The organism is Aliidiomarina minuta (assembly GCF_003987145.1).
Taxonomy (GTDB): domain Bacteria; phylum Pseudomonadota; class Gammaproteobacteria; order Enterobacterales; family Alteromonadaceae; genus Aliidiomarina; species Aliidiomarina minuta.
The window spans coordinates 198591-224266 of the sequence record NZ_PIPL01000002.1 but is presented as its reverse complement, the minus strand read 5'-3'; the positions used below and the strand labels follow the sequence as shown (position 1 = coordinate 224266).

The 25676-nt window shown below is 49.5% G+C and carries 25 protein-coding genes, 1 other RNA gene and 2 pseudogenes; 10 read left to right on the top strand and 18 right to left on the bottom strand.

Annotated elements, in window-relative coordinates; all coding sequences use genetic code 11:
* Window positions 1–337 precede the first annotated feature (337 nt).
* Complete coding sequence (locus CWE09_RS11315; RefSeq protein WP_126804150.1) at window positions 338–796, bottom strand: hypothetical protein; 459 nt, start codon at window positions 794–796, stop codon at window positions 338–340.
* A gap of 187 nt (window positions 797–983) precedes the next feature.
* On the opposite strand from CWE09_RS11315, the pseudogene CWE09_RS11310 reads away from it, so the two are divergent.
* Window positions 984–1556 (top strand): annotated as a pseudogene (locus CWE09_RS11310) (IS110 family transposase); the annotation flags it as partial.
* Between the two features lie 9 nt (window positions 1557–1565).
* On the opposite strand, the pseudogene CWE09_RS11305 reads toward CWE09_RS11310, so the two are convergent.
* From CWE09_RS11305 to CWE09_RS11295, 3 genes and pseudogenes are all read right to left on the bottom strand, one after another.
* Window positions 1566–2722, bottom strand: a pseudogene (locus CWE09_RS11305) (IS3 family transposase).
* A gap of 663 nt (window positions 2723–3385) precedes the next feature.
* Window positions 3386–3739, bottom strand: a complete 354-nt coding sequence (locus CWE09_RS11300) for a hypothetical protein (protein ID WP_126804149.1) — start codon at window positions 3737–3739, stop codon at window positions 3386–3388.
* A 291-nt stretch (window positions 3740–4030) separates the two neighbouring features.
* The gene (locus CWE09_RS11295) at window positions 4031–4864 is read right to left on the bottom strand and encodes a tyrosine-type recombinase/integrase (protein ID WP_126804148.1); all 834 of its coding nucleotides are present in this window, start codon (window positions 4862–4864) and stop codon (window positions 4031–4033) included.
* A gap of 22 nt (window positions 4865–4886) precedes the next feature.
* On the opposite strand from CWE09_RS11295, the gene CWE09_RS11290 reads away from it, so the two are divergent.
* The gene (locus tag CWE09_RS11290; RefSeq protein WP_126804147.1) at window positions 4887–5369 is read left to right on the top strand and encodes a DUF3732 domain-containing protein; all 483 of its coding nucleotides are present in this window, start codon (window positions 4887–4889) and stop codon (window positions 5367–5369) included.
* A gap of 168 nt (window positions 5370–5537) precedes the next feature.
* On the opposite strand, the gene gcvP is transcribed toward CWE09_RS11290, so the two are convergent.
* From gcvP to gcvT, 3 genes are all read right to left on the bottom strand, one after another.
* On the bottom strand, window positions 5538–8417 hold the full coding sequence (gcvP, locus tag CWE09_RS11285; RefSeq protein ID WP_126804146.1) for an aminomethyl-transferring glycine dehydrogenase: 2880 nt from the start codon (window positions 8415–8417) through the stop codon (window positions 5538–5540).
* A 123-nt stretch (window positions 8418–8540) separates the two neighbouring features.
* Window positions 8541–8930: a glycine cleavage system protein GcvH gene (gcvH, locus tag CWE09_RS11280; protein ID WP_126804145.1), complete on the bottom strand. Its 390-nt coding sequence runs from the start codon at window positions 8928–8930 to the stop codon at window positions 8541–8543.
* A 53-nt stretch (window positions 8931–8983) separates the two neighbouring features.
* Window positions 8984–10072 (bottom strand): glycine cleavage system aminomethyltransferase GcvT, encoded by a 1089-nt coding sequence (gcvT, locus tag CWE09_RS11275; RefSeq protein ID WP_126804144.1) that lies wholly within the window; start codon window positions 10070–10072, stop codon window positions 8984–8986.
* Window positions 10073–10212: 140 nt separating this feature from the next.
* Between gcvT and CWE09_RS11270 the strand changes: the two genes are divergently transcribed.
* On the top strand, window positions 10213–11094 hold the full coding sequence (locus CWE09_RS11270) for a LysR family transcriptional regulator (RefSeq protein WP_198679766.1): 882 nt from the start codon (window positions 10213–10215) through the stop codon (window positions 11092–11094).
* Window position 11095: 1 nt separating this feature from the next.
* On the opposite strand, the gene CWE09_RS11265 is transcribed toward CWE09_RS11270, so the two are convergent.
* The 4 genes from CWE09_RS11265 to CWE09_RS11250 are packed head-to-tail and all read right to left on the bottom strand — an operon-like array spanning window position 11096 to window position 15403.
* On the bottom strand, window positions 11096–12280 hold the full coding sequence (locus tag CWE09_RS11265; protein ID WP_126804142.1) for an FAD-dependent oxidoreductase: 1185 nt from the start codon (window positions 12278–12280) through the stop codon (window positions 11096–11098).
* Window positions 12281–12282: 2 nt separating this feature from the next.
* The gene (gene ubiH / locus CWE09_RS11260; protein WP_126804141.1) at window positions 12283–13491 is read right to left on the bottom strand and encodes a 2-octaprenyl-6-methoxyphenyl hydroxylase; all 1209 of its coding nucleotides are present in this window, start codon (window positions 13489–13491) and stop codon (window positions 12283–12285) included.
* Window positions 13492–13504: 13 nt separating this feature from the next.
* A complete protein-coding gene (pepP, locus tag CWE09_RS11255; RefSeq protein WP_126804140.1) occupies window positions 13505–14812 on the bottom strand; it encodes a Xaa-Pro aminopeptidase in 1308 nt (435 codons plus the stop codon).
* An 18-nt stretch (window positions 14813–14830) separates the two neighbouring features.
* Entirely contained in the window at window positions 14831–15403 is a 573-nt protein-coding gene (locus CWE09_RS11250; RefSeq protein ID WP_126804139.1) for a UPF0149 family protein, read from the bottom strand.
* A 210-nt stretch (window positions 15404–15613) separates the two neighbouring features.
* On the opposite strand from CWE09_RS11250, the gene zapA reads away from it, so the two are divergent.
* Together zapA and ssrS are read left to right on the top strand one after the other, a co-directional pair.
* Window positions 15614–15928 (top strand): cell division protein ZapA, encoded by a 315-nt coding sequence (gene zapA / locus CWE09_RS11245; protein ID WP_126804138.1) that lies wholly within the window; start codon window positions 15614–15616, stop codon window positions 15926–15928.
* A gap of 3 nt (window positions 15929–15931) precedes the next feature.
* Window positions 15932–16114, top strand: a non-coding RNA gene (gene ssrS / locus CWE09_RS11240) — 6S RNA.
* A gap of 1 nt (window position 16115) precedes the next feature.
* Here ssrS and CWE09_RS11235 read toward each other — a convergent pair.
* Window positions 16116–16526, bottom strand: a complete 411-nt coding sequence (locus CWE09_RS11235) for a DUF6404 family protein (protein ID WP_126804137.1) — start codon at window positions 16524–16526, stop codon at window positions 16116–16118.
* A 43-nt stretch (window positions 16527–16569) separates the two neighbouring features.
* On the opposite strand from CWE09_RS11235, the gene CWE09_RS14310 reads away from it, so the two are divergent.
* A complete protein-coding gene (locus CWE09_RS14310) occupies window positions 16570–16698 on the top strand; it encodes a hypothetical protein (protein WP_275541097.1) in 129 nt (42 codons plus the stop codon).
* On the opposite strand, the gene CWE09_RS11230 is transcribed toward CWE09_RS14310, so the two are convergent.
* On the bottom strand, window positions 16695–17117 hold the full coding sequence (locus CWE09_RS11230) for a PH domain-containing protein (protein WP_126804136.1): 423 nt from the start codon (window positions 17115–17117) through the stop codon (window positions 16695–16697). The two genes, CWE09_RS14310 and CWE09_RS11230, sit on opposite strands and share 4 nt — an antisense overlap.
* Before the next feature lie 16 nt (window positions 17118–17133).
* The gene (locus CWE09_RS11225; RefSeq protein ID WP_241974368.1) at window positions 17134–18663 is read right to left on the bottom strand and encodes an amidohydrolase family protein; all 1530 of its coding nucleotides are present in this window, start codon (window positions 18661–18663) and stop codon (window positions 17134–17136) included.
* 111 nt (window positions 18664–18774) lie between these two features.
* Here CWE09_RS11225 and CWE09_RS11220 point away from each other — a divergent pair, with 111 nt between their 5' ends.
* From CWE09_RS11220 to serA, 3 genes are read left to right on the top strand one after another with little or no spacing between them, the layout of a single operon-like run.
* Entirely contained in the window at window positions 18775–19395 is a 621-nt protein-coding gene (locus tag CWE09_RS11220) for a 5-formyltetrahydrofolate cyclo-ligase (RefSeq protein WP_126804134.1), read from the top strand.
* A 39-nt stretch (window positions 19396–19434) separates the two neighbouring features.
* On the top strand, window positions 19435–20094 hold the full coding sequence (gene rpiA / locus CWE09_RS11215) for a ribose-5-phosphate isomerase RpiA (RefSeq protein WP_126804133.1): 660 nt from the start codon (window positions 19435–19437) through the stop codon (window positions 20092–20094).
* Window positions 20095–20106: 12 nt separating this feature from the next.
* Window positions 20107–21339, top strand: coding sequence for a phosphoglycerate dehydrogenase (serA, locus tag CWE09_RS11210; RefSeq protein WP_126804132.1), 1233 nt, complete (start codon window positions 20107–20109; stop codon window positions 21337–21339).
* On the opposite strand, the gene phoR is transcribed toward serA, so the two are convergent.
* The 3 genes from phoR to CWE09_RS11195 form a co-directional block, all read right to left on the bottom strand.
* A complete protein-coding gene (gene phoR / locus CWE09_RS11205) occupies window positions 21314–22630 on the bottom strand; it encodes a phosphate regulon sensor histidine kinase PhoR (protein ID WP_126804131.1) in 1317 nt (438 codons plus the stop codon). The two genes, serA and phoR, sit on opposite strands and share 26 nt — an antisense overlap.
* Window positions 22631–23317 carry a phosphate regulon transcriptional regulator PhoB gene (phoB, locus tag CWE09_RS11200; RefSeq protein WP_126804130.1) on the bottom strand — a complete coding sequence of 229 codons (687 nt, stop codon included), beginning with the start codon at window positions 23315–23317 and terminating at the stop codon, window positions 22631–22633.
* A gap of 149 nt (window positions 23318–23466) precedes the next feature.
* Window positions 23467–24099 (bottom strand): SAM-dependent methyltransferase, encoded by a 633-nt coding sequence (locus CWE09_RS11195; protein ID WP_126804129.1) that lies wholly within the window; start codon window positions 24097–24099, stop codon window positions 23467–23469.
* 290 nt (window positions 24100–24389) lie between these two features.
* Here CWE09_RS11195 and CWE09_RS11190 point away from each other — a divergent pair, with 290 nt between their 5' ends.
* Window positions 24390–25019, top strand: coding sequence for a peroxiredoxin (locus CWE09_RS11190; RefSeq protein WP_126804128.1), 630 nt, complete (start codon window positions 24390–24392; stop codon window positions 25017–25019).
* 63 nt (window positions 25020–25082) lie between these two features.
* Here the strand turns inward: CWE09_RS11190 and CWE09_RS11185 are convergent, their stop codons facing one another.
* On the bottom strand, window positions 25083–25634 hold the full coding sequence (locus tag CWE09_RS11185) for an Hsp20/alpha crystallin family protein (protein ID WP_126804127.1): 552 nt from the start codon (window positions 25632–25634) through the stop codon (window positions 25083–25085).
* Window positions 25635–25676 lie beyond the last annotated feature (42 nt).

Genomic DNA, 25676 nt, shown 5'->3' with positions numbered 1-25676 from the left:
TTAATCGGATTGTGTGGCCTTTCGCCATCCCACTTTCATAACTTACTAACACATCATTCCCATGATGTTTGTATGAGACCCTGCTTATGATACCCATAGCTTCTTCTTCGTTATGCCGGTACACAATTGTCATTGAAACAACGCCTTCCAAACGCCACGTACCCCCTAAGTCCCCGGGACCCTTACTGCACGCACTCAAGGCCATCAAGCTTAGAAGTATCAGAGTAATAGAACATAAGTGCTTCATCGACTCTCCTAGTTAAAGCTCTGCGCCTAACGCCTTGCTCACCGGTAAATTAGGAGCGCAGCGAGTAATTTATCCGTGTGCTGCAAATTGTTATATCTTTTGCAACGCCTCTGAAGCAGACCGCACAGCCTCCTTGACATTGAGTCGCCCACCAATCAGATAACCCTCGTCACATACTATGGTAGAGGTGCCGTCGACGGAAGCGCTCATACTGCCGCCATTCACATCTAGTTCTTTTACGAACTCTGACTGGCGCCTCCCGTCACCCTTCAGGTAAGCAACATCATGTTCCCTCATATTCCTTACCAAACGAGCCTCCGGCAGGCGGTCACGATAGTGGCAGAATTCCCGATATTTCTGGCCATCCATTCCATTGAGCTCTTCACCCCACTCAAGAGACTTCCCAACAGCGATAACGAAGAAATGCTCATAGGTACTAGAGAGGTGAATATCGGCCTGTGTCCCGGACATTTCGATAAGCGTATTCCCGATGCTCACCACCGCCTTAAGCCATTTCTGCACTGAGTTTGTTACAAACCAGCTATCCATCTAACCTCCTGAGATATCGCCCGGCTCACCGAGCAAATTTTTGATGGCGGCTTTTGTGCGTGTTTTTGCACAAAAGGTGACAGCGAAAGTTTGTCCGGTGCAGCCGTTTGATACTCATTGATCCTTCTCCCCAGTCTAGCCAGCTTGGCTAAACTGGAAGGCGACGAAACCAAAAAGGGGAGACCCAATGAATTTTTACAATAGCACCCATCAGCATTATTGTGGAATCGATCTTCATGCCCGCAGCCTTTATGTTTGCATCATCAGTCAGCAAGGTGAGACGCTCCTGCATAAGGAGATTCCAGCTAACCCAGACGCGTTGATTGAACTTATCACGCCTTACCTAGATGATCTTGTCCTCGGCGTTGAGTGCATGCACTGTTGGTACTGGATCGCTGACTTTTGCGACGACCATGATATTGAGTTTATTCTCGGCCACGCCTTATATATGAAGGCTATTCATGGCGGCAAAACCAAAAATGACCGCGTGGACTCCTTCAAAATTGCTGCCTTAATGCGCGGTGGAAACTTTCCACTAGCCTATGTCTATCCGCGCAATATGCGGGCAACTCGTGACTTACTGCGTCGCCGAACCAACCTGGTACGCCACGGCGCTGAGATGAAAGCCCATGTCGTAAACACCACCAGCCAGTACAATTTGCCGCCCAACAAGGTCAACCTAAAAAATGTCGGTGCCCGTGAGCAACTCAATACCACCTTCACTGATCCCGTTGTACAACGCAACATTAACCTGGATATTGAATCGCCACTAGTTCACTAGACACTCAGCAGCCGCTTTTTCAAATCGTCTTTCATACTCTACTGGCGATAACTGATCATTAAAACCATGGCGGCGTTTTACGTTGTAAAACATCTCGATGTAATCAAAGATATCGCGCCTTGCATCATCCCGATTTGAGTACACTTTTCGTTTAATTCGCTCTCGCTTTAACAGCTGGAAGAAGCTCTCAGCAACGGCATTGTCGTGACAGTTGCCGCGACGGCTCATGCTGCCTTCCAGGTTGTTACTTTTAAGGAATGTACTCCAATCGTGGCTAGTATATTGGCTGCCCTGATCAGAGTGGACGCTAACCGTTTCTTTTGGGTTTCGTCGCCACACGGCCATCAGCAATGCGTCTAACACAAGCTCTTTGGTCATCCGCTGTTGCATTGACCAACCAATGACGCGCCGTGAGAACAAGTCGACCACCACTGCCAGGTACAGCCAGCCTTCGTGCGTTCTGATGTACGTGACATCAGTTACCCAGGCCTGATCGGGCTTGTCAGTGCTGAACTCTCGATTAAGTTTATTCGGCGATACAACATGCACAGCGCCTCCTTGATGACGCGGTTTGTTATAGCCGACCTGCGCCTTAATTTTGCTGAGTTTCATCAGGCGATGAACACGGTTAATCCCAATGTTTTCACCGTATTCACGCATATCGCTGTATATTTTGCGATAGCCGTACACGCCGCCTGATTCAAGCCAGAACTGCTTGATCAGGCCTGCCTAACGCGTATCACGCTTCTGGCGCTTTGAGCGAGGGTTCTTGACCCACGCATAGAACCCACTCGGATTCACTTCCAGAAGTCGGCACAGCTTACGTACTGGCCAGCAGTCCTTGTGCTCTTTGATAAAGGCGTACCTTAGTCGGACTGCTTCGCGAAGTACGCCGCGGCTTTTTTTAGAATGTCACGCTCTTCTGTGACGCGCTGGAGTTCTTTGCGTAGTCGCTTCAACTCGGCCTGCTCTTCATTACGGCTCTTATTTGCCTCAGCGTCCGGGCCAAATTTCTTAACCCAGGCATAAAGGCTGTGAGTTGAAACATCCAGCCGCTTGGAAACATCAGCAACCGAATGACCTCGGTCGGTGATCTGGCGGACTGCTTCGATTTTAAATTCGTCGGGGTATCGTTTGTTGGTCATAAGCACCTCTTTATATGCCATTATCTATGGCTACGAGGTGTCTAGCAAATCAGTGGCGATTCATTTTGTGTGTTTTTTGAAGGCTTTATTGCATTAACTCACACAAAACGGGTTACTTTGGAATGAGACTTGCTTTGATTAGTAAAGGGCTGTGTTCTTCTCTATTGTAGAGGTGCTCTTGCATGGCGCAACCCGCTTTGTACATGGACAGGGCGTTATAATCTTCCCATAGTTGCGTGTCATATTCCCGGCGAGGACTTTTAGGTTCAGTAGGGCGGAACCGATCCCCTTTTCACATAGTTCATCTAAGAGATCGGGAAAACGTACCTGGGTGAACCCTTTAATCTCTTTAACTTCAATTTGAATCTTTAAGGAAGAACGTTTCTGCAAATACCGAACTTGCCCATCATCCTCAATGATAAGCGCCCCTCTTCCTCTTTCTTGCACGGCAAAGCGTTTGTTTCTTTGAGTAGCTGGGATTGGGGTGCTCATATATTGATTCAGCACTGACTGTGAACGCTAATTGCTAGTCAGCATGAAAAGGTCACGATTGTACTCAGGCATGATTTTTTTGCCGTTATGAATAGCTAGGGGGTGGTCTTTGTTTATTGATTCGCTCATAAGTGTTAAATACCATGGTTAAGAAAATGGCTTGGAAATTCACTATGACCAAATGTAAAGGAGAGGGGTCATGTCTACCTCTTTGCCTACGATCAAACGAGTTGTCCAGAAAAATACAGTTAACACAGTCATTCCTAGATAAAGTGCAACAGTCCCCTTTTTTTCTGAATTCCCCTTAGATAAGCACCCAATGGTGAAGGCTGTAAACAACCAGATGAAAAAAGGGAACCACACCCAAATGTTGTAATAAAACATATACCCTTCACTAGGCCCTTTAAAAAGGAGCCATATAAAAGGCATAGTTAATCCCGCCCAGGTGGCTCCTTCAATTGCTGGGTGGTTTTCGCCGTCAAGTATGGTAGCGGGTTTGCGCCCATCTTCAGTTTCTCTGGACATAATAGGGGGCCTTGTGATTGGGTGATCGGTTTGTGTGTGATGTAATTAGCTTTTATTGTACTAATAAGAAAGCGCTCAGCTCAAGATTTAATCGAAATATAAGAGTTTCTAAATGAAAATAAATATAGACTAAATGAAAGTAACACTCGAAGCGCAGCTTAGAAACTGCGTTTTTATTGCCTAAAAATCGTTATTATATGATAATGAACACACACAAACACAGGGCACGATTATGACTCTCCTTATAGGTTTACTTGTCTTTTTCTTTGTAGTAGGGCTTCTTCAAGGTATTTACTCGCAAAACTGGGAGCCCTTAAAGGATTTTATGGTCTGGGTGCTTAAAATTACAGTTATTGGTGGTGGTGCAATAATGGGTTTGTACGCATTGATCTTGTATGCACATCCGTTTGCAGGTGGCCTAGCCGTGGTATGTTTATTATTGCTTTTCTTTGTATGGGTGGGTAACAAGTCATGAATTATTGGATTGTAATTACTGATGAAGAAGGTGGGACGAAATATTTTCATGCTATCAAGGGTCGGGAGGCGAACCCAGCGTTCTTGCGAGATGAGGCCTTTGCTTGCGGGTTTGAGTCTGAGGAGCTTGCTAATTGATGATGGTGTATATGGATTACCTTCGGCGTTTAAAAAGGCGGGGCCATTATTGCCGTATTTTTTAATTGATTTCCGGTAAAGAGGGGAGGAATGGTATCGTTTAACTCTAACCAAACTAGTTTCACTTACAACTGTGTTTCTTTCCTTAGTTTCCCGCCTTCGTCCCTTAACGCCTGCAACGTAAAATGGCTTGTATACCCCCGGAATTTGAAGTGTCCGATCATCTATTATTACGGACCTACGTTCGAAATCCAGTGAGTCTTTAAACTGTTGTCTGTTAATTTTACAAACCTCACTCCTACGGACCCCAGAGTCATACATAAACTGCAATAGCGCTCTCTCTCGCTCGCTATCAGAACTCTCTAAGAGAGCTATAAGCTCGTCGACACTGCACATTTCAACGAGTCGTGATTTTGCAGCGCCTGAGATTAGCCCATCTTCATAAGGGTTATCATTTCGTAAAGCAGGTTTATTTCCTCTAGGAGCACACAAATAGTCGCTGTAGAAACTCATAATAGAAGCGTCATGTAGTGATATGAGTAAATGGGCACAGGAATTACAATTGGAACATAGTAATCATCCGATTAAGCTAGATTTGAAACGCCTGACCGTTGTTGCTGACACCCCGGATGGTAAAGTGCCTCTTTATCAGATGGGGAGCGGTGAAAACTGGGTTGGCTATCATTTGGTCACTTATATGGCTTTAGCCAAATGGTTTATTAAAAGAAAGAGGCCTGTTCCTAGTTTCGTGTTCTTTGATCAACCTACACAGGTGTATTTTCCAACAGATATCGATAGCACAGGAAATATTGAGGAGATTCCTGTCGATGAAGACAGACGAGCAGTCAAGAAAATGTTCAGATGGCTTTATGATTTAATTCAGCATGAGTTTGAAGGTCGCTTCCAAGTTATTGTGACAGATCATGCTGATATCGATGAAGATTGGTTCCAAGAATGTGTAAGAGATAAGAAATGGAGAGGAGACGAAGCACTGATACCTCTAAGTTGGATTGAGTAAGGCAAATATATGAAGTGCTCTATTTCTCTTACTGCCTCAATAACACAGTGTGTTGTAAAAGGCGCTTTTGGCTAAGAGCTTAGTTCTGACATATAAAAAAGCCCACTATCAAGTGGGCTTAGATTATCAATTAAGCATCTTATTAACTACAAACACTTAATTTAGCTCTTACCGATAACTATCAATATCCGGGCAGCTACAAATCAAGTTACGGTCGCCGTAAACATCGTCGATGCGGTTGACGCTGGGCCAGAACTTATCGGCAGCTACTGCGGGTACTGGGTACGCGGCTAGCTTGCGATCGTAAGGGCGGTTCCAGTCGCTGTCGACCATATCGGCAAGGGTGTGCGGCGCGTTTACCAGCGGATTGTTGTCTGCTGGCCATTCGCCTTTTTCTACCTTGCGCGCTTCTTCGCGGATGCTGATCATAGCTTCTATGAAACGATCCAGCTCGGCTTTGGCTTCTGACTCAGTAGGCTCTACCATCAAAGTGCCGGCTACCGGGAAGGACATGGTCGGTGAATGGAAACCATAGTCCTGCAGGCGCTTAGCGACATCAATTTCGGCCAAACCTGAAGCGTCTTTTAACGGGCGTAGGTCGATAATGCACTCGTGCGCGACGCGACCGTTACGGCCGGTATACAGAATCGGGTAATGGTCGCTCAGTTTCTTCGCTACATAGTTGGCGTTCAAAATGGCCACTTCACTGGCTTTACGTAAACCGGCACTGCCCATCATGGCAATGTACATCCAGGAAATCGGCAGAATACTGGCACTGCCATAAGGCGCGGCTGAAACCGCGTGGTTGCCTGGTGTCAGGCCTTCGCCGTCCATCATGACATGGCCGGGTAAGAAAGGCGCCAGGTGTTCTTTAACACCGATAGGGCCCATGCCCGGACCGCCGCCACCATGTGGAATACAAAAAGTCTTGTGCAGGTTTAAGTGCGATACGTCAGAGCCGATGAAGCCTGGCGAGGTTACCCCAACCTGAGCGTTCATGTTGGCACCGTCCATATACACCTGGCCACCAAATTCATGCACGATGTCACACACTTCACTGATTTTCTCTTCATAGACGCCGTGGGTAGACGGGTACGTCACCATGGCGCAGGAAAGCTTATCAGCCACTTCACTGGCTTTTTTGCGGAAGTCTTCCACGTCGATGTTGCCGTTCTCATCGCAATCCACGACCACGACTTTCATGCTCGCCATTTGCGCCGATGCCGGGTTAGTACCATGGGCTGAGCTTGGGATCAGGCACACATTGCGGTGGCCTTCGCCATGGCTTTGATGGTACTTCTGAATCGCCATCAAACCCGCGTATTCGCCCTGGGCACCTGAATTTGGCTGCATAGAAAGGGCGTCATAACCGGTAATTTCCAGCAACCAGTCAGAAAGGCCGGCGATCATTTGCGCGTAGCCACGTGCCTGCTCTGGTGGGCAGAAGGGGTGTAAGTTAAATTCAGGCCAGGTCACCGGAATCATCTCGGCGGTGGCGTTTAGTTTCATGGTGCAGGAACCCAGTGAAATCATGCTGTGGTTCAGGGCTAAATCTTTGTTTTCCAGCTGCTTGATGTAACGCAGCATTTCAGTTTCTGAATGATAGCTGTTGAACACTTCATGGGTCAGAAACTCGCTGGTGCGTTGCAGTGCTTCTGGAATAGTAGCTTCGGCATCACGTACCTGTTTGTCCAGCGCATCCACCTCCAGGCCATGACCTTCACCCAGAATAACGTCAAACAACACCGCCACATCGGCGGCAGTTTTGGCTTCGTCCAGGCTTACGGCAACGTGGCCGTCGTGATCCAGACGTAAGTTCAGCTCGGCTTGCTGTGCACGTTCAATGATATCGCTTTTGGTCGAACGTACTTTAAGGGTCAGGGTGTCAAACCAGTTTTGGTTAGAAATCTCGACATTCTTGCTGCGCAGACCGGCGGCCAGGATGTCGGTCAGGCGGTGAATGCGCCCGGCGATATTTTTTAAGCCTTCCGGGCCATGGTAGACCGCGTAGAAAGACGCCATATTGGCCAGCAGTACCTGTGCGGTACAGATGTTCGAGTTAGCTTTTTCGCGGCGTATATGCTGCTCGCGGGTTTGCATGGCCATACGCAGCGCCGGCGCTTCGCGGGTGTCTTTAGACACTCCAATGATACGCCCTGGCAACGCACGTTTAAATTTACTGCGGGTGGCAAAGAAAGCGGCGTGTGGACCACCGTAACCCATAGGCACACCAAAGCGCTGGGCCGAACCGAACACCATATCAGCGCCCATTTCACCGGGTGATTTGGTGGCGACCAGGCTCATCAGGTCGCTGGCTACAGCTACAACGGCTTTTTGTTTTTGCACGGCAGCGATGGTGTCAGTTAAATCTAGAATCTCACCGTTATCGGCCGGGCTTTGCAGCAGCGCACCAAAGACATCATGGTCAGCAGCCTGCTGCCAGTCACCAATAATAATGTCGAAACCAAACATGTCAGCACGGGCACGCACCACGTCGATGGTTTGTGGAAATACGTTATTGGCAACAAAGAAAGCATTGGACTTCGACTTGCTGACCCGTTTGGCCATGGCCATGGCTTCCGCGGCAGAAGTGGCTTCGTCCAGCAGTGAGGCGCTGGCCAGATCCAGACCCGTTAGGTCCATGGTCATTTGCTGGAAGTTCAGAATGGCTTCTAAGCGACCCTGGGCAATTTCCGGTTGATACGGCGTGTAGGCGGTATACCAGCCTGGGTTTTCCAGGACATTGCGTAAAATGACATTCGGCGTCAGAGTGTCGTAATAACCGGCACCTATGTAGCTTTTAAACACCTGGTTCTTGCTCGCAATTCCACGCAATTTATTGAGTGCATCGCGCTCCGTCATGGCATCGCCAATCTTTAAGAAAGGGTCGCGCAAAATAGCGCTGGGTACTGTTTGTGACGTCATATCTTCCAGCGACGTCGCACCCAGTTCCTCCAGCATAACTGCCTGCTCTTCTACACTGGGGCCGATGTGGCGTTGCACAAATTCGTCGTTTTGCTTGAATTGTTCCAGGGTTTTACTGCTCATGAAAGGTACCTGTAATTAGCTAAATGTACCGCCTGAATGAGGCGTTTAAGTTCATCAGCGAGAACTTAAATAATGACAAAGCCCCGGTTAATACCGGGGCCCTGCGGCTACTGCAGTTGCATATTACTCGTCTTCAATCGACGCGCTGTAAGCTTCAGCGTCCAGCAGGTTTGCCAGTTCGCTTTCATCTTCCGCTTTAATTTTGAATAACCAGCCGTCGCCATAAGGGTCGTTGTTAACCATTTCCGGCGAGTCTTCCAGATCTTCATTGATAGCTACCACTTCACCGGTCAGCGGCGCGTAGATATCAGAAGCCGCCTTTACCGATTCAGCTACGGCGCAATCATCGCCCAGGGCAACCGTGTCGCCTTCTTCCGGCAATTCAACAAAAACCATGTCACCCAGAAGTTCCTGCGCATGTTCACTGATGCCTACGGTAAATACGCCGTCGCCTTCATTACGAACCCACTCGTGACTCGGTGCATACTTTAATTCTTTTGGTACGTTGCTCATTTTTTTATATCCTTGTTGTGGGTGGTCCGTTACAGACACCACCACGCATCAAATTAATAGGTTTTGATCACTGATTCGCCGTTACGTACAAATCCAGGTTTGACTACCTTCACTGTAACCAGTTTTTTACGCATTTCCACTTCCGCGGTATCGCCTACAGGTTTAGGTACTCGTGCCAGCGCAATACTAAAGCCCAGGGTTGGCGAGAAAGTACCTGAAGTAATCACCCCTTCACCACCTTCTACTTTCACTTTAAGGCCAGCACGCAATACGCCTTTGTCTTCCATGACCAGACCAATTAACTTCTCAGTACCGGCTGCTTTTTGCGCTTCCAGTGCTTTGCGACCCACAAAATCACGATCGGCAGGTTCCAGAGCAACGCTCCAGGCCATGTTAGCGGCCAGCGGTGACACGGTTTCGTCCATATCCTGGCCATACAGGTTCATACCTGCTTCCAGGCGCAGGGTGTCACGGGCACCCAGACCACAAGGGGCCACACCAGCGGCCAGTAATTTGTCCCATACCTTAACGATTTGCTCGTTAGGTACAATAATTTCGTAGCCTGCTTCGCCGGTATACCCTGTGGTGGCCACAAAAAGCTCTTCCAGTTGCACACCAAAAAACGGCTTCATTTCTTTGACTTCAGCATGCTGCTCGTCGTTGAGCAACGCGCCAACTTTTTCGCTTGCCTTCGGACCCTGTAAGGCCACCATTGCAAATTCAGTACGTTCGGTAACGGCTACGTCAAACTCAACGGTTTGTTTCATTAACCAGGCCATGTCTTTATCACGAGTGGCTGAGTTAACCACCAGACGGTACGACTCGTCATTGAAGAAATACACGATCAGGTCGTCGATAACCCCGCCTTCTTCGTTCAGCATACCTGTATATAATGCTTTGCCGCTTTTTTGCAGCTTGGCTACGTCGTTGGCCAGCAAGTGACGCAGGTAAGCTTTGGCTTCAGGTCCGGTGACATCAACAATAGTCATGTGGGAAACATCAAAAACCCCGGCATCACGGCGCACCGCGTTGTGTTCTTCAATCTGCGAACCGTAATTCAATGGCATATCCCAGCCATGGAAATCGACCATCTTGGCGCCAGCGGCGACGTGCGCGTCATACAAAGGAGTTTTACTAGCCATAACTACCCTAATGTTTGTTTAGATTTAATGCGGATTATAAAGCCTGCCCGACCGGGCAACAAATTAAAATGGCAAATAACCGCATAATTAAAATTAATAAAGGCTGGCCACTTATTACTGAAGCAAATAGAATAAGTAGCATGAAACATATCTCTACTGACAATCTGCGTGCCTTTGTTACTGTCGTTGACCTGCAAAGCTACACCCTGGCCGGTGAACGTCTGGGCCGCTCTCAGCCGGCTATCAGTCTGCAATTAAAACGCCTGGAACAGCAGCTGAATGCCCGACTGTTACAACGCCAGGGCAATCGTATCCGGCTGACTACCGCAGGCCAGGAACTGTACCCCAGTGCGCAGCAGTTATTGAGTCTGAATGATCAAATCATAGCTCAGTTCAGTGAGTCGGCACTGACCGGTGAAGTGCGGCTGGGTATTCCCAGTGAATTTGCATCCACTTTACTGCCCAGTATTCTGGGTCAGTTCGCTGCCAGTTATCCGCAGGTAACCCTACAGGTGACCTCGGGTCTGAGCCGGGACTTACGCCTTGGTGCCAGCCGTGGTCACTTCGATGTCATTCTGAGCGTCGCTGAAAGCGCGCCGGAAGATGCTGTGTTAATTAAAAATGACTCACTGGTGTGGGTGGCGGGCAACCCTGATTATAAAACCCAATTCCCTTTACCTTTGGTGCTTGCCCCGGAAGGCTGTATCTACCGCCGCCGCGCTTTGCAAAGCCTGCGGTTACAAGAACGGGGTCAGAGCGCTGACCCCGCTGGTGTTAAACACGATAATTTCCGTATTACTTATACCAACAGCGATCTGGCTGGGATCAGCAGTGCGTTGCGCAGTAATCTGGGCATCACCGTATTGGCACGCTCCAGTGTGCCTATGGAGCTACACGAGTTACGGCTCAGTTCGTTACCTGAATTAGGTGAGATTGGTATTTATATTGAACGCCATGGCCACGCCGGAAACCTCGCCGCCGATCATTTAATTTCGTATATACAGGAAGCACTGCAGCATTAAGCTAACGGCTCGCCTGCTGCATAAAGAAACGTTTTAATAATGGCTGTGCGTTGACGGTTTTCAAACCTATGCCCCGCATTAATTTAAGCACCGGGTTCGCCGTTCGGAATAACTGATGAAAAGCTTCCATAGTGGCTATCTGCTGCACGGCGGCGGCTTTACGCGCACGCTGAAAACCTTGCAGGCAACGTTTTAACTCCACATCATCCCAGACACCATTTAAAGTGCCCAACTGGCCCAGCATATTGGCTAAGGTCTCTACATCGCCCAGCCCAAGGTTGGCGCCCTGGCCTGCTAGGGGATGTATGGTATGCGCAGCATCGCCAACTAACACCTGACGCCCGCTCACCCAACGCTCGGCATAACGCATCCGTAGCGGAAAATTCTGCCGTTCGCTAACCAGCTCCGGAATACCTAAGATCGAGTCACTGGCTACCGCCAGTCGTTTTACAAAATCGGCTTCGCTTTCTTCCGCGTAGCTTTGTGCTTTTAAAGTAGGCAGGCTCCAGACAATAGAACACAGGTGGGGGTCAGCCATAGGTAACAAGGCCAGAGGTCCGCCGGGCATGAAAGCCTGACGCGCTATGCCATTGTGCGGCTGTGCTGTGCGTATGGTGGCCACCAGGCCTTGTTGTTCGTAATCTTTAAAAGTAACAGGTGTGCCGGCCTGCTCGCGCAATTTAGATTGCGCGCCGTCGGCTGCCACCAGTAACTGCGCCAGAACGATATCGCCGTTGCTTAAGCTTAAAGAAACGTCCTGCGCCGAGAGTTCCGGCGCTTCATGTTCTACCTCACTAATGAGTTGCACACCCAGGGTTTCAGCCTGCTGCCATAACACAGCTTCCAGCACGGCATTTTCAACAATGTGCCCAAGGTTTTGCAGTTGCGCTTCTTCAGCGCTGAAACTAATGCGCCCGGAACTGTCTTTGTCCCACACTTCCATGCCCTGGTATGGGCCCAGACGATCGGCGGGAAGCTGCGACCAGACACCCAGTGCCTGCAACCAGTTTCTGGAACCTTCGCTGATAGCACTTACCCGTAACTGCAGCTGCTCTGGAATATCAGCCGTTTTTGCCCGGCGTTCAATCAGCACTACGTTTTTCTTTTGCTGGCGTAAAGCAATCGCCAGCGACAGCCCGATCATACCGCCGCCAACTATGACTACCTGTGTCCGGTGCAATGCCATAATCAGGATCCTCTTTTTTCTGGCATGGTGCCTTTTATAGCACTCAGATCACGATACCCCATGGCCAATCGGGCCAGTGGGTAATTAAATAACGGACAACCGCGCAGGGCTAATAATGCCAGATTACGAGCCGCCACCAGAGGGGGATATGTATTCGAAAACACTCTGACCAGGCCATCCGTTAAACCTATAATACGCCGGTAATCGTCAGCGCGATCTTCTTCGTAATCAAGTAACTGCTGATAATTGCCGGGGTCTTCACTATGACTCTGAGTCAGCACACGAACCAGCGACTCAACATCCCGTACTCCCAGGTTATAACCCTGGCCCGCTATCGGATGCAAAGTATGGCAGGCATTGCCCAGTACTACCGCGCGGTGATGCACGGTGCGCTCTGCCAGTAACAACGAAAGCGGATAACTGGCTCTGTCTTTCACTTTTAAAAAACGGCCCGCACGATAACCAAAAGCCTGCTGTACCTGACGCACAAACGTTGAATCATCTGAAGCGGTGATAGCTTCCGCGTCTTCTGCCGAGACACACCAGACCAAAGCCACTTCGCGACCTGGTTGTGGCAACAGCGCTATGGGGCCTGCTTCAGTGAAACGCTCCCAGGCCCACTGCTGATGATGTTTATCTAATTCGATATTGGCAATCAGGGCTACCTGATTGTAATCCGTTCTCTGTAGCTTGATGCCCAGTTGTTCACGGGTGGTTGAGTTTGCACCATCAGCAGCAATTAACAATTTAGCAGATAAATCGCCCGTTTCTTTTCCCTGCAGGTTTAACTGCACTTCGTTCTGATGCTGCTGCACCTGCGCAACCCGGGTCTCACTCAGCCAGCTAATGTTGGCTTGCTGCTGGCAGGCCGCTATTAAGTCCTGCTGGATATAATGCGCACCTACTACATAACCCAGCGCCTGCACCTGTTGCCGAGGTGCGTGCAGGGTACTACTACCTGCCCCGCCCCGGTCAGAAACATGAATATGTTCGATCGCTGCAGCATGTTTTGCCGCCTGCCCCTGCCACAGGCCTTCCTGGTCAAACAACTGCTGTGTTTTATAAGCCAGCGCTAGCGTTCGCGGGTCGCGGCCATCAGCGGGCGCTGCATCGACTACCGCAATCCGACTCTGGGGTAAGCGTTTACTCAGCATCAGAGCCGCGAGTGCGCCGACGACGCCACCGCCTGCTATCGCAATGTCTGCTTTCATTGACTCATGCCCTTCACGCTTTGCCCGCCATTAAAGCCTCAATATCATCAGTGGTGACTGGCAATGCTGCAGTCAGGTTCTGATAGCCATCCGCTGTCACCAGAATGTCGTCTTCTATACGTATGCCGACACCGCGGTATTCTTCAGCACAGGGGGTATCAGTCGGAATATACAAACCGGGTTCTATGGTCAGAACCATGCCTTCCTGCAAAGGCCGCGGCTTGCCGTCCTGTTGATAGTTACCCACATCATGTACGTCTAAACCTAACCAATGGCCCAGTCCGTGCATGAAATAAGGGCGATAAGTCATGTCTTTTAAATTGTCTGCCAGCGATCCTTTCAGAACACCCAGATCTATTAATCCTTCGGTCAGTATCGACGCCGCAACTTTGTATGCGCCGGGTAAGGTGGCGCCGGGTTTTATTTCTTCGAGCGCTGCGCGCTGGGCTTTTAACACCCAGTTATACATACGTTTTTGCGCTTCGGTAAAACGGCCATTGACCGGAAAGGTACGGGTAATATCACTGGCATAACCCTGATATTCACAACCGGCGTCAATCAACAACAAGTCACCATCCTGCAGCCGACTCAGGTTCGAGGTGTAGTGCAAAATACAGGCATTATCACCACTACCGCAAATGGTGCCATAGGCCGGATGCAGGGCCCCATGCAAGGCAAACTCGTGGTGCAGCTCTGCTGCGACCTGGTATTCATATTTACCTGCGGCGGTGTAATGCATGGCCCTTTTGTGGGCAACAACCGCAATAGCGGCTGACTCACGCATCACCTGCTGTTCATACGTTGATTTAAACAACCGTTGTTCATGCACAATCGAGTGACTGTCATGCTGGGTCACCGGGGCCTTTAACTTACGATTGTTATGTAGCTGACTCAACCAGTCCTGCTGCTGCGCTTTAAACTTATCGCCAGGCGTCGCAGACCAGTACACCGCAGAGTTAGCACTTAATAAGGGCAGTAGCTTTTCGTTCAGTTCGGGCAATGGGTAACAAGCATCAACAGCGCTTAATTGTTTCGCCTTATCGACGCCCAGACGGCGACCATGCCAGACTTCCTGCTCAGCATCACGGGGCAGCGTAAACAACAGGTCACTGTCTGCCTGTCCGGGTATTAATACTAATACCGCTTCGGCCTCATTGATGCCGGTCAGGTAATAAAAGTCGCTGTCCTGACGAAAAGGGTACTCGGTATCGTTACTGCGAGTCACTTCATGTCCCGCAGCAAACACCGCCACGCTGTCTGACTGCATTTTCGCTTTAAACGCTTCGCGTCGCGCACGAAGCTCCGCTAAGGGGATGCTCATATCGACTTCAGAACCTGCTTAATGGATAGTTTTATTGTGCGGTGCGGCGGCTGACTTTAACTGGCCCAGCTCGTTAAAACACATAATGGAGGAAATGCGCACATATTCACTGACTTCATAAAATGCACGTTCACCCTCTTCATCTGCTTCTACATCATCAGACAACAAAGCAATCTCAGCCATATCATTAATAGCTTCCTGTAAATCGGCAGAAGCTTTCGCCAGGTTCTGCTGATTCACCCCAAAGCCAGCCAGGAAAGACTGCACCCATTGGGTCAGTGCTTTTAAACGCTCATTAAGCGCCTCTTCATCACCTGGTAGCAGTAATTGAAAGCCCAGTTCCGGGTCTTCCAGCTCGCTGATTATTTCAGCACTTAAGTCACGTAATAATGACTTCATGCCGACGCTAAAAGCGTTGCCTTCATTCGCCAGATCGGCCATTACATCATGCCACTTTTCTGATTCGGCGGGCGCGCCACTAGCTATCAGTCCGGTGAGCATGCCATGCAGTTCTGCGGCGCAAAGTACCATGTCTTCGCGCTGCAGGTGTTGATTCAGCGCATCATAGGCGCGTGCAGTAGATTCTGTCATTGTATGCTTACCATCTTTTCTATATATGAACGGGTTACGTGAACCCTCTCTTTGTGAATAGCATTATCCTATCATTGCCGCCAGCCCTGAGCCAGCAGGCTGACAAGCAATGCCGACTGTTGCATAATAATAGCAGGGCGGCTATGCTCCGCCCTATAAGCTAGTCTAAGCTAATCAAAGACGGCAAACAGTTAACGAAGGAACCGGGTCATGAGTGGTCAGGCAATGGACATTAAGTTGCTCGATAGAAGCTATCGCGTAATGTGCCCCGACGGGCAGGAAAGTGCCTTGCGCGAGGCAGCTCGCCAGCTGGATGAGCGGCTAGCCGACACAAAAACGGCTACTAAGCTGACAAATGTGGAACAAATTGCCGTCATGGCAGCACTAAACTTATGCCATGAATGGATCCAGAGTCGTCAGGAGCAGGCTGAGTACACGGCGGCTTTAGAAGATAAAATCCGCCTGCTTCAGGCTACAATTGAAAAAGCCATGGGCGAAAAACGCGGCAGCAGCAACACAAACTAACAATGTTCCCTGGGGTGTTCGCCAGTCGGTGAATGTCCCTGAGCCGATGCTACCAGAAAAGGGTCCTGCTTGATGGTCAGTGTGCAAGCCCGGCGTGTACCGGGAAGCCTGAGATCATTAACTCAGCACCCGCCTTGAACCAAGGGTTCAAGGGCGACCACGCGGCAGCGGCACCCTGGGGGACACCCTATTTATTACTTTCCTGTTTTTGCACACGCAGGCTATGCCAGTCCGGCAAATTATGCTTACGTGCACTACGTCGATAATACAGCGCCATAATAACGCCATAAATTAACCCTACCAGCACCGATAACTGCAACACTGCCAGGCCTGAAGCACCCCGTGGGGAAAATAAAATAAACCACATCAGAATGCCCCATACCATGGCAAAATAACCACCACTGGTTAGTATATTAGCGGCAAAACTCTGAAAATGAGGTGGTTTCACCCGGGCACCCAGCCACCATAACAAAATGGTGACCAGCGGCTGATAATTACCGCTTTTAATGGGCGTTGTCGCTAAGTGCGCCAGCGCGGCATTTTTATGTTTATCAAACTCGTCTCTTTGACCACGGCGCTTTTCTGACCCCATAAACATTGGTTATACTACCTCTACTGTCTGACTGAGCTGAATATCACTTATGCGAAAACTTGAAATCATCCTGGCCATTATTCTTTTCCTGGCAGGAGCCGTAATCATGAACTCCTGCGGCTCGTCTGATCCGGTAGAAGAGCAAGGCAGCGAACAAATAACCCCGGCCAACGACTAATCTACATCAGGTTCAGCAACGCCCAGATCCATAATGAAACTATAGCGATCCGAAGGCGATACCATCAGGCTGTTACTGCCCTGATACGTTATTTTTATTCGCTCACGGGATAACGCCGGGGCTATCACCCCGTTGTGGCAAGGCTCTATTTTACTGATGCTGCTTAAAGCCAGGCGCCAGCGAAAAGGGCCAGCACGCACCAGCAGATCTTCTTCCGTAATATGATAGCGGGTGCTCATCACGACCCACATCGGCAGCACTGCACCCAGTAACAATAGAATCAGACCTAACAGACTCAGCCCACGCAGCGACAACAAAGTCGCTGCCAGCAGGCTGAAGATGGCTACGGCAACGACCAGCAGCAGGAACCAGTTGTCTACTCTGGAACTATGTATTTTATCCAGACCTTGTACTCTCATTCGTTACTCTCTGCTCTTAGTTATGTTCAGCCGCTTTCGCGTCACGCACTATCTGACGTACATCGCTTAACAGTTCCTGAGCATCATAAATGATGCCGTCTTTAATCGTGTAGGTAACGCCACCGGTGCGCATAGGCTGATTGTTATCATCCAGGCGATAATGACCGGTTCCGTACAGTACTTTTAAGTTACGCAACGGGTTCTCGTCGACAATCACCAGATCTGCTTTTTTACCCGGAATTACGCTACCAATATCGGCTTCCAGACCCAGTGCTTCAGCACCGTTTAAAGTAGCCGCCTGAATCACTTCCAGTGCATTGAAGCCCGCTTCGCGCAGCAGTTCGAGTTCCTGAATGTAACCAAACCCATAAATTTTATAAATATAGCCAGAATCTGAACCTGCAGTTATGCGTCCGCCCTGGTTTTTAAAGTCATTTAAGAACTCCATCCAGATGCGATAGTTTTCACGCCAGGCGATTTCATCATCGGTGGTCCAGTCAAACCAGTACGAACCGTGGGCGTAACGACTGGGGGTGAAAAAGTCCCACAACGTAGGCAGGGTATATTCGTCATGCCATTCCGCATTACGCTGGCGTGCTAAGTCGCGACTGGCTTCGTAAATATTCAGGGTTGGGTTAATGGTGAAATCCATTTCAATCAGTTCGTCACGCACCGCATTCCAGCGTTCGCTGCCAGGTTCAGCCGCCTGCTTCCAGAGTCGACCAGCCGCACCGAAACGATCCTGCTCATTCTGATAGTTATATTCAGGCGGATAATCCTGAATCGTCTGGCCGGTAAATAATGCCTCGGGCAAACCGTACCAGTGCTCCATGGTGGTTAAGCCCATGCGTGCTGAGTCAATCACATTAGTACGGGCAACGTTTAGCTGAGCGTGGTGCATCATAGTGCCCAGCCCCTGCTTCTCAGCTTCATCCAAAGCGGCTGAAATCACCCGTGGTGGTGCACCGAAAAACTTAATGCCAGCGGCACCAGCTTCTTTGATATCACGAACCCACTGACGTGCCTGTTCACCGGTAATAATAGGTTCGCCACCTTCAGCAAAACCGGCATAAGGCACTATACGCGGCGCTACGATGCTGTTTTCTTCAGAACGGCGCACATGGTCCAGGGTCCATTCCAGACCGTTAAAACTACCAGGTTCACGTACTGTGGTAATACCATGAGCGAGCCACAATTTAAGTACATATTCGGCCGGGATATTGTCCGCAGAACCACCTATATGGCCGTGCATATCCACAAAACCTGGCAAAATATATTTGCCACTGACATCAACTTCACGGTCCCCATCGCGGGCCTGGGGCCGGCCTCCCTCGCGAATAGGCACCCCTGGATAACCGACTGCTACCACATTAACAATGCGATCCTGCTCAATAACAATATCGACGGGCCCTACAGCAGGGGCACCTTCACCGTTAACCAAAGTGCCACCGCGCAATATCAGGCGCTCATAGGGGCCGTCACCACGGTCACGATCAGGCGCCGCTGGCGGCGCCGAGGCCACAGCCAGCGCAGGAATTAACGCCATAGTGAATAAAAGTGCCCGGCTATACTTTAAAAGTCGCATACTGGTATCCTAGATAAACTTCAGTCAAAAACAGCCTGTAAGTGTCGCAGGCCCGGCTAAGAGCGTCAATCTATGAACTCAGCAACGCGTATTCAGAATTCCAGGCAACAACTGCGTGAACAATTAAAACAGCAGCGTCGGGCGCTCACCGAGGCAGAGCAAAAATCTGCCTCGCTGCAACTGGTGGATACTGCCATGCAGCAACCGGAAGTTGCGCAGGCCGAAACTATAGCCCTGTATTTTTCTTTTGCTGCCGAATTGAATACAGCCCCTTTATTGCAGGCATTGCTGGATGCCGGCAAAAAGGTTTGCCTGCCAGTCTTGCATCCCTTTGCTAAAGGGCATCTGCTGATGCTGCGCTACGATCCCCAGCGCCCGCTAATCAATAACAAGTTTGCTATTCCAGAACCACCTCTGCGCTGCCCCGACGTGGTGCCATTTGCGCAGCTGGACACCCTGCTGGTGCCCCTGGTTGGTTTTGACAGTCAAGGCAATCGCCTGGGCATGGGTGGTGGTTTCTACGACCGGACCCTGGCCGGGTGGCATGCTGGTCGCTATCCTCAGCTGAAGGTGATGGGGCTGGCCCATGACTGTCAGCAGGCCGGGCATATACCAGTGCAATCCTGGGATGTTCCGTTACCTGCGGTAATAACTGCGACAAGGTGCTGGCGCTTCAGGCACAGCTCCTTATAATGAAGGCAACACTCACCGATTACATCGATAATAAATATTATGAGTAGTGATAACGCAAAGAAAATGGCGGCTGAAGCCGCACTTGAATACGTCAAACCGGGTTCTGTGGTTGGTGTAGGCACCGGCTCTACCGTGAATTTTTTCATCGATGCACTGGCCAGTATGAAACACGATATTGATGGTGCTGTATCCAGCTCGGAAGCCTCAACTGAGCGTCTGCGTCAACATGGCATCGCGGTGTTTGACCTGAATGGCGTACCTGAGCTGGAACTGTATGTCGACGGTGCTGATGAAATTAACCGCCATCGCCAGATGATCAAAGGCGGCGGCGGTGCCCTGACCCGGGAAAAAATTGTTGCAGCAGTTGCTAAGACCTTTATTTGCATTGCGGACGACAGCAAACAGGTAACGGCTCTGGGCGACTTCCCACTGCCTGTCGAAGTGATCCCGATGGCGCGTTCTTATGTTGCCCGGCAGATAGTTAAACTGGGTGGCGATCCCGTGCTGCGCGAAAACTTTAAAACCGACAACGGCAACGTCATTCTCGACATTTATAATCTGAATATCGGAAAACCCATTGAGCTTGAAGAGAAATTGAATCAAATTACCGGGGTAGTTACCAATGGGCTATTTGCTGCCCGCAGTGCCGATATTGCGCTTATCAGCGATGGCAAAACAGTCACCACTTTAAAAAACTAACAGGACAACAGCATGCCGCCGCTCATATCACTGGATAAAGATAAAATACGTATCGTACTTTTAGAAGGCATTCACCCCAGCGCTGTAGAATGTCTGCACCGCCAGGGATATCACAATATTGAGCAGATAAGCACTGCGTTGCCCGAAGACAAGCTGATTGAGGTACTGCGAAGCACGCATTTTGTCGGTATCCGCTCGCGTACCCAACTTAGCGCTAATGTATTACAGGCGGCAAAGAAATTAGCGGCAATCGGCTGTTTTTGTATTGGTACGAATCAGGTCGACACTGAAGCGGCAAAAAAACTGGGCATTCCTGTTTTCAACGCACCTTTTTCCAATACCCGCAGTGTCGCCGAGCTGGTACTGGCTGAAATCATTATGCTGCTGCGCCGGGTGCCGGAAAAAAATGCCGCCTGTCATCGTGGGGAGTGGAATAAAAGCGCCAAAGGTTCCCATGAAGTGCGCGGTAAAACTTTAGGCATTATCGGTTATGGCCATATCGGCACCCAGCTTGGCATACTTGCTGAGCAGCTGGGTATGCAGGTGCAGTATTACGATGTGGAAGAGAAGCTGTCCCTGGGTAATGCCTATCAGGTGAATGATTTAAATAAGCTGCTAAACAGTAGTGATGTGGTCACTTTGCATGTACCTGAGACCCGTGAAACCCAGAATATGATAGGTGCCGAACAGCTATCGCGTATGCGTGATGGCGCATTGTTGATTAATGCCTCACGCGGCACTGTGGTGGATATCGAAGCGTTGAATGCGCGCCTGCGTAGCGGTCAGCTTGGCGGCGCCGCCATTGATGTTTTTCCTGTTGAACCCAAAGCCAGCGATGAAGAATTCATCTCGCCGCTGCGTGGTCTCGATAATGTTCTGTTAACCCCTCATGTAGGCGGTTCAACTCAGGAAGCACAAGAGAACATTGGCGTAGAAGTAGCCGGTAAGTTAGCAAAATATTCCGACAACGGCTCTACCCTGTCTGCGGTTAACTTTCCCGAAGTTAGTCTGCCAGTGCATGAAGAATGCAGCCGACTGCTGCATATCCATAAAAATCAGCCGGGTGTGTTGCAGCAGGTCAACCAGACTTTTGCTGATCTTGATATCAACATTGCCGCTCAGTATCTGCAAACCGATAGTGATATTGGTTATGTGGTGGTAGACATTAATAGCGAACTGGCGGAGCAGGCCCTGGGTCGTTTAAAGGCTATTAGCGGCACTATTCGCTGTCGGGTTTTGCACTAACCACCAGTTCACTGGGTAGCAGGAAACTAAAACGGCTACCCTGCCCTTCGATGCTGTATAGCTGCAGATGTGAACGATGGTAGTCCAGCGCATGTTTGACAATAGACAGGCCCAGACCAGTGCCACCGGTGGCACTGTTTCTGTCTTTGTCGACCCGGTAAAAACGCTCAGTCAGACGCTGCTGATGTTTGGCCGCGATACCCGGCCCATTGTCCTTGATAGCAAACTCAGCACCTAAGCGTTTGCGTTTCCAGCTGATCCGCAGCTCACCGCCGGATGGCGTATATTTGATGGCATTATTGACCAGGTTCATGATCACCGTGCGCAGTTTTTCTTCGCTACCGTAGACACTGAGGTCGGCGTCCAGGTCGAGATCGATATGATGTTGCTTTTCTGCATTCAGTAATTCCACCTCACGCAACACGGTAGCAATGAGCTGGCTTACGTTAACTTCGTGAGAAAAACTATCCGGGCTGCTCGACTCTATACGGGACAGTTCCAAAAGCTGACTAACCATATTCTGCATACGCTCGGTCTGCGATTGCATGTCACCAATGGCTTTATGTAGTTGTTTTACCGGCATGCGCTCCGGGTCTTCGAGCATTTCCAGATAGCCCTGCATAACTGTGAGCGGCGTTTTAAGCTCGTGCGACACATTCGCCACAAAATCTTTGCGCATACGCTCCAGTTTACGTAGCTGAGTCACATCCTGGGCCACCAGCAAATACTGGTTATCTGCATAAGGCATAATCCGGATATCCAGCTCCATGCTGCTGTGGGCCGGTGAACCTAAAATAATGCTTTCGCTAAAGTCGGCAGCGTTAAAGTAATCAACAAAACGTGGTTGGCGAATCAGGTTGGTAATACGAATACCGCTGTCACTTGGCCACTGCAGACCAAAATAAATCTGCGCCAGCTTGTTACTCCAGATCAGCGTACCGTCTTCCTGCATCACAATCGCCGCATCTGGCAGCGCTTCAGAAGCCTGCCGAAAACGTTTTAATAAGGTGGTAAGCGCACGACGGCGGAACTGATTGCGCCTCAGGGTGCGATAAATGCCATCGTAGATATCCGTCCAAAGCCCAAGCGCTTTTGGCGGCAACATAGTACGACTGTCCCACAACCAGCGGCTGAGACGGAACTGAAAGTAATAATGCCAGGCCAGCTTTAGCGCCAGAGCTATCGCCAGCGCAGGCCAGAAAATATTTAGCAGCCAGCCCAATACAGCAAAAGGGAGCAGGTAAATAACCAGCCCCTTAAAAATTGCATAGAGAGTATAATCGCGACCCATTTAGCGCGCTGAGAACCGGTAGCCGACACCGCGCACGGTCTGAATTAAGCGGTCATGGCCATGATTTGCAACGGCCTGGCGTAAACGTCTTATATGCACATCCACAGTCCTGTCTTCTACGTAAACATTAGTACCCCAGACATGATCCAACAATTGCTCACGACTGTAAACTCGTTCCGGGTGGGTCATGAAGAAGTGCAGTAAACGAAACTCAGTAGGCCCCATGTCCACAGAATCATCATTCGCCGTAATGCGGTGTGATACCGGGTCTAATTTTAAGCCCTCAATTTCCAGCGGTTCGTCCAGGCTGGTTGGCGACACCCGGCGAAACACAGCACGCATACGAGCCATGAGTTCTTTGGGCGAAAATGGTTTAGTAATATAATCATCTGCCCCTACTTCCAGGCCTTTGATTTTATCTTCTTCCTCGCCCCGGGCGGTCAGCATGATAATAGGGATATGTTTGGTATGGTCCTGACTCTTAATTTGTTTAGCAAATTGAATGCCGCTACCGCCAGGTAACATCCAGTCAAGCAATATCATATCCGGATAGGGTTCTGTAATTTGTTGCAACGCATGCTCAAAGTTAGCAGCCTCCACCGGTTGATAACCATGCTGTTCCATGACAAAAGAAAGCATCTCACGAATAGGTGCTTCATCCTCCACAATTAGAATTTTTCTGGCCATAGTCATTACCTGTAATGTTTCTGATAGCAGCATTATGCAAGCAAATTATGACAGTTTTATTAAGCTTGTCACCAAACTGTCAATATCGCTATCTGCACTGTACAGGAAGTCATGAGATGAGGGGACTTATTACCTGAGTCCGAAACCGACTAAACACTTTCCATTAACGGCCTTTTGTAGCCAAGGTACTGGCAAACAGCACCCTCTCCACTATGGCCTTCACCTTCGGTCACCGAACGCACCAGCTCAGCGCCGTGCTCGACCGCAAAGTGGCTGAATGCGTTTTTCAACTCATTCAGGCTAAGCATTAAATCTGCGGAGGGAGGGCCCCCTGTACCACGACCTAACTGAGCTTCGGTATAACACTCCGCCAATAACCAGCCACCGGGTTTGAGTGCTTTTTCAATCTGCTGATACAAACGAGGTCGCGCAGCACTGGGTAGATGGCAGAAAATCATTACGACTCCATCATAATGGTTCACCGGAAGCTCGCTTTCGGTCAGGTCAGCCAGTTGAGTCTGAATGGTCACACCGCGTGATTCGGCTAAACGCAGGGCTTTATCCAGTCCTACCTGGGAAATATCCAGCGAGGTTACCTCTGCACCAAGCTCTGCTAGGTAAACACTGTTACGACCCTCTCCATCGGCCAGGCATAAAATACGCGCGGGCTGTTTTGCGCTCCACCTGGCCAGCAAAGGCGCGACCTGCTCTCGTAAAAACTCATTGGGCTCAGTTCCATAGTGGTATTCATTCTTATTGTAGCGTTCATCCCACTGATTCATTTCCAGCTCTCCATTTTGTAGCCAATAATATGATTCTAACTTATTCGATTTGCGTCTCTCGCAGCTACTGTAAAGTCATCTACACTCACCTAACAGAGCTGCCCAGGCAGCTCAATCGGATTTAGCGAACCTTGTAATCGGTTTGATTTACTTTCTTATATTCTTAAATGGAATATCATTATAACCATAAAACTTAAGCGGTTTTGCTAATATTTGCAAGACCCTCCGTTGGAAGACACAGACTGTCTGTTTCTTCCAGAAAATCACAAACCAGCAACGAGGTAATAATTATGGGTTTACGTATTGGCGACATCGCCCCTGACTTCGACATCGAAACCACCAAAGGCAAAATCAACTTCCACGAATGGGCCAAGGGCAACTGGGTCTTTTTCTTCAGTCACCCGGCCGATTATACCCCTGTCTGCACAACAGAAATGGGCCGCACGTCGCAGCTTGCTAGTGAGTTCGCGAAGCGCAATGTACTGCCACTGGGTTTATCAACAGATACCGTTGACGAGCATTTAGGCTGGATCAACGACGTTAACGACACACAGAATACCGATCTGCAGTTCCCCATCGTTGCAGATAAAGGCAAGAAAGTAGCTGAACTCTACGACATGATTCACTCTGGCGAAAGCGACACTGCAGCGGTACGCTCAGTGTTCATTATTGACCCGAACCACAAAATCCGGCTTACCATGACGTACCCAATGGCGGTGGGCCGTAACTTCGATGAGATCTTGCGTGTTATCGACGCACTGCAGTTTTCTGATAAACACAATGTGGCTTGCCCTGCTGACTGGCGCCCGGGTGAAAAAGTGATTATCAAGCCAACCGTAAGCAACGAAGAAGCAGAGAAGTTGTTCCCACAGGGCTGGGATGAATTACGCCCCTACCTGCGTTTTACTGAAATCAAATAATAAACCTGAAGTCCTTGGCTAAAACGCCGCTCTGAGGAGCGGCGTTTTTCGTTCACTTAGCTATTAAGTAATTGGAATTTCCGAGTTGGGGCTCTCTTTACCTTTAACTCGCTTAATTTCTATGTTCAGGATACCTTCATTAAAGGCAGCCTTAATATCTTTACTGTCGATATCTTCAGGCAAGGTTAACGTTCGGCTAAAGCTGCCATAGCTGCGCTCTACGCGGTGATACTTGCCTTTCTCATCTGACTTCGACTCGTTCTTCTTTTCACCACTGATGGTTAACAGATTACCTTCAAGGTTCAGCTTCAGGTCGTCCTTGTTAACCCCAGGTAATTCCACCGACAGCTCGTAACTATCCGTATGCTCCTTAATATCAAGGCTAGGTCGCAGTATCGCCGAACCGCCCCAAATAGACTCGTTTTTGGCACCATGATCAAGCAAATCAGGCACATTCAATGCACGAAAGGTATCGGCAAACAAACGATCAATGTCGCGATGAAAACGCGCGATCGGATGGCTGTCTTTGTCTTCGGTAAGCGCTGGCGTTTGCTCTTCATGCTTGTTCCAGTTCCACGGCGCAAGTTTTGATTCCGACCAAGACTTGTTGCTCATGATGGACCTCCTTTATGTTGATAAATTAAAATTACCTATCAG

What these genes read in the sequence shown, in the direction of transcription:
- pepP (WP_126804140.1), bottom strand. Translation starts at nt 14,812, where the DNA reads ATGAGCATCCCCTTAGCGGAGCTTCGTGCGCGACGCGAAGCGTTTAAA.
- gcvT (WP_126804144.1), bottom strand. Translation starts at nt 10,072, where the DNA reads ATGGCTAGTAAAACTCCTTTGTATGACGCGCACGTCGCCGCTGGCGCC.
- CWE09_RS11270 (WP_198679766.1), top strand. Translation starts at nt 10,213, where the DNA reads ATGAAACATATCTCTACTGACAATCTGCGTGCCTTTGTTACTGTCGTT.
- CWE09_RS11190 (WP_126804128.1), top strand. Translation starts at nt 24,390, where the DNA reads ATGGGTTTACGTATTGGCGACATCGCCCCTGACTTCGACATCGAAACC.
- CWE09_RS11185 (WP_126804127.1), bottom strand. Translation starts at nt 25,634, where the DNA reads ATGAGCAACAAGTCTTGGTCGGAATCAAAACTTGCGCCGTGGAACTGG.
- phoR (WP_126804131.1), bottom strand. Translation starts at nt 22,630, where the DNA reads ATGGGTCGCGATTATACTCTCTATGCAATTTTTAAGGGGCTGGTTATT.
- CWE09_RS11315 (WP_126804150.1), bottom strand. Translation starts at nt 796, where the DNA reads ATGGATAGCTGGTTTGTAACAAACTCAGTGCAGAAATGGCTTAAGGCG.
- CWE09_RS11230 (WP_126804136.1), bottom strand. Translation starts at nt 17,117, where the DNA reads ATGAGAGTACAAGGTCTGGATAAAATACATAGTTCCAGAGTAGACAAC.
- CWE09_RS14310 (WP_275541097.1), top strand. Translation starts at nt 16,570, where the DNA reads ATGCGAAAACTTGAAATCATCCTGGCCATTATTCTTTTCCTGGCAGGA.
- CWE09_RS11290 (WP_126804147.1), top strand. Translation starts at nt 4,887, where the DNA reads ATGAGTAAATGGGCACAGGAATTACAATTGGAACATAGTAATCATCCG.
- CWE09_RS11300 (WP_126804149.1), bottom strand. Translation starts at nt 3,739, where the DNA reads ATGTCCAGAGAAACTGAAGATGGGCGCAAACCCGCTACCATACTTGAC.
- zapA (WP_126804138.1), top strand. Translation starts at nt 15,614, where the DNA reads ATGAGTGGTCAGGCAATGGACATTAAGTTGCTCGATAGAAGCTATCGC.
- serA (WP_126804132.1), top strand. Translation starts at nt 20,107, where the DNA reads ATGCCGCCGCTCATATCACTGGATAAAGATAAAATACGTATCGTACTT.
- CWE09_RS11195 (WP_126804129.1), bottom strand. Translation starts at nt 24,099, where the DNA reads ATGAATCAGTGGGATGAACGCTACAATAAGAATGAATACCACTATGGA.
- CWE09_RS11220 (WP_126804134.1), top strand. Translation starts at nt 18,775, where the DNA reads ATGAACTCAGCAACGCGTATTCAGAATTCCAGGCAACAACTGCGTGAA.
- rpiA (WP_126804133.1), top strand. Translation starts at nt 19,435, where the DNA reads ATGAGTAGTGATAACGCAAAGAAAATGGCGGCTGAAGCCGCACTTGAA.
- CWE09_RS11265 (WP_126804142.1), bottom strand. Translation starts at nt 12,280, where the DNA reads ATGGCATTGCACCGGACACAGGTAGTCATAGTTGGCGGCGGTATGATC.
- CWE09_RS11295 (WP_126804148.1), bottom strand. Translation starts at nt 4,864, where the DNA reads ATGAGTTTCTACAGCGACTATTTGTGTGCTCCTAGAGGAAATAAACCT.
- gcvP (WP_126804146.1), bottom strand. Translation starts at nt 8,417, where the DNA reads ATGAGCAGTAAAACCCTGGAACAATTCAAGCAAAACGACGAATTTGTG.
- CWE09_RS11225 (WP_241974368.1), bottom strand. Translation starts at nt 18,663, where the DNA reads ATGGCGTTAATTCCTGCGCTGGCTGTGGCCTCGGCGCCGCCAGCGGCG.
- ubiH (WP_126804141.1), bottom strand. Translation starts at nt 13,491, where the DNA reads ATGAAAGCAGACATTGCGATAGCAGGCGGTGGCGTCGTCGGCGCACTC.
- CWE09_RS11235 (WP_126804137.1), bottom strand. Translation starts at nt 16,526, where the DNA reads ATGTTTATGGGGTCAGAAAAGCGCCGTGGTCAAAGAGACGAGTTTGAT.
- phoB (WP_126804130.1), bottom strand. Translation starts at nt 23,317, where the DNA reads ATGGCCAGAAAAATTCTAATTGTGGAGGATGAAGCACCTATTCGTGAG.
- gcvH (WP_126804145.1), bottom strand. Translation starts at nt 8,930, where the DNA reads ATGAGCAACGTACCAAAAGAATTAAAGTATGCACCGAGTCACGAGTGG.
- CWE09_RS11250 (WP_126804139.1), bottom strand. Translation starts at nt 15,403, where the DNA reads ATGACAGAATCTACTGCACGCGCCTATGATGCGCTGAATCAACACCTG.